Annotated in this window: 4 protein-coding genes; all 4 read left to right on the top strand. The window is 50.9% G+C overall.

Annotation, left to right across the window (positions count from 1 at the left end):
• Positions 1–128 precede the first annotated feature (128 nt).
• Complete coding sequence (gene ccgD / locus ACW17M_RS24030; RefSeq protein ID WP_000545925.1) at positions 129–425, top strand: protein CcgD; 297 nt, start codon at positions 129–131, stop codon at positions 423–425.
• A gap of 14 nt (positions 426–439) precedes the next feature.
• On the top strand, positions 440–781 hold the full coding sequence (locus ACW17M_RS24025; RefSeq protein WP_012561124.1) for a hypothetical protein: 342 nt from the start codon (positions 440–442) through the stop codon (positions 779–781).
• 68 nt (positions 782–849) lie between these two features.
• Positions 850–1,134: a protein CcgC gene (ccgC, locus tag ACW17M_RS24020; protein WP_013263793.1), complete on the top strand. Its 285-nt coding sequence runs from the start codon at positions 850–852 to the stop codon at positions 1,132–1,134.
• A gap of 208 nt (positions 1,135–1,342) precedes the next feature.
• Positions 1,343–1,675, top strand: a complete 333-nt coding sequence (locus ACW17M_RS24015) for a hypothetical protein (protein ID WP_012561126.1) — start codon at positions 1,343–1,345, stop codon at positions 1,673–1,675.
• Positions 1,676–1,897: the final 222 nt, after the last annotated feature.

The following is a 1,897-nucleotide window of genomic DNA, read 5'->3' as shown; positions in this document are numbered from 1 at the left end:
GCATAAAAACAGGTAAATAAATTCCGTACTTGTATTGACTTTAAAGGCATAATCACCGATAATTAAATCATCGGGAGGCAACACCGCCACCCGAAAAATTGCCGGTATCGGCGCTTACAGGAGTCGTCATGCACTTTACTAACTTCCTTCAGCGTTACTTCGATATAGAGATTGAACATACCTTTGACCCTACCATTCAGGGCAGCAACGAAACGGGTAAAGACGTCACTAAAATCTGGATCTATGAGAAGGGCGAGGATAGCGAACCGCTGCTTACTCTGACAGAAGCATGGTGGTATACCGAGACAAAAACGGCTGGTAACTGGCTTATCGGCAACGTGTATTCAACGCTTGAGCATGGGCGTGAAATTCATGAAAGCGAATTTCGTAAACTGGTAACAGCTGGCAAGGTTATATCAGCATGAGTAAGGGGAATAAAATGCTTATTAATCGGATAGCGGTTATCGGGCTTGCAGTTGTCTCAGCCGCTACGCAGGCAGGTGTGCCGCCGGTTAAGTTTTTTTACCGGGATACAGTCCCGGTAAGCATTACGCTGGACGAACCCGCAACGGGGTGCAGCATGGCCGGTGTGATTGTTCATCCAGTGGATCGGCCAGCGGCAAAAGTGGCATGGTTTAGCGAGCGGATTTGCGGTAAAAAACGTTACCCGGTTAGCTTTATCAGTGATGAAATTAGCGCCCCGCATAACGTGATCCATAAAGGGGAAAAGTTTCACGTTACCCCGGCTCAGGTCAATCTCCTGGACGCGCAAAACCTCTAATTAAATCATCGGGTGGCAATACCGCCGCCCGAACAATCGCCGGTATCGGCAACCATCAAGGAGTTCACATGTATCACTATCTCGTTTTTGTCCCTCTCGCATTAATTATTAGCGCCGCTGCGCTTGCCCTGCCCTGGTTTATCGTTCGTGCGGGATACAGGGATCTGGTGCAGATCACCTGCGCCTGCGTCTCTGTTCTGGGCCTGTGTGCGGCGACAGGGGTTTTCAGCTACTTCGATAATAAGCCGCTTGCGTTTCTGTACGGTTGCGGCGCGCTGGCGTGCTTTTTGTACGCGGTAGACTGCGCGATACCGTTGTATATGACGCGTAAAAAGCCACGTAAGCAGCTGTAAGAAAAAAGGCGGGAATCCCCGCCTTTTTTTATTGAGGCTGTCAGAAAGCGATTCAGGCACTCTATGAACGCTTTGCAAGATATAAAATTATGTATGCACATTCCGTACTTATATTGACTTTGAGGACATAATCACCGATAATTAAATCATCGGGAGGCAACACCGTCGCCCGCAAAATTGCCGGTATCGGCGCGCAAAGGAGTACATCATGGATTACCAGACCCGCTTAAATTCTGATATAACCAAAGAGATTGATTATCTGGCATCACTGCGTAAACAACGCATGGTGGCGGATCTGCGCACAGAGCTGGTTTACGGCTCCCTGGAGCGTCTGGCAGATATGATCTGCAACACCGTCACTGACTGGTCGCTTCCCTGCCCTGTTCTGCCGCTTTCTTCCGTACAGCAATGGCACAAAGCCCGCGAAATCGTCCTGGCAGATTATGAGGACTTCGGCCACGATGCCTGGGACTTTGCCCGCCACTATATGAAAACAGAGCTTAGCTTCGGTTATGCCTGCTACAAAGACGATATTGCCTGATGATTAACAACATGGGGGGCTAACGCCTCCCTGATAAACTGACCCTTTTAATGGCCTTACCGCCGATTTCAGATGGAACGAGAGATAAACAGCGGCAGACTCCGGGCGTTACCCCTTCGGGGCCGCTCTGCTGTGCTGCGCATCGAGCCGGTTCCCGTCTCGCCCCGCTTACGCGGGCAGCGGCCGCTAACGCCTCCGGCCTTCGGCCTCCGCGCTCCGCTT

Source organism: Vreelandella sp. 2A-K22 (assembly GCF_054065485.1).
The sequence above is the reverse complement of the archived record's forward strand: the minus strand, read 5'-3'. Positions and strand labels throughout refer to the sequence as shown.

Bases quoted from the DNA above. Each gene is read 5' to 3' on its own strand.
- ccgC (WP_013263793.1), top strand. From the start codon at position 850: ATGTATCACTATCTCGTTTTTGTCCCTCTCGCATTAATTATTAGCGCC.
- ACW17M_RS24025 (WP_012561124.1), top strand. From the start codon at position 440: ATGCTTATTAATCGGATAGCGGTTATCGGGCTTGCAGTTGTCTCAGCC.
- ACW17M_RS24015 (WP_012561126.1), top strand. From the start codon at position 1,343: ATGGATTACCAGACCCGCTTAAATTCTGATATAACCAAAGAGATTGAT.
- ccgD (WP_000545925.1), top strand. From the start codon at position 129: ATGCACTTTACTAACTTCCTTCAGCGTTACTTCGATATAGAGATTGAA.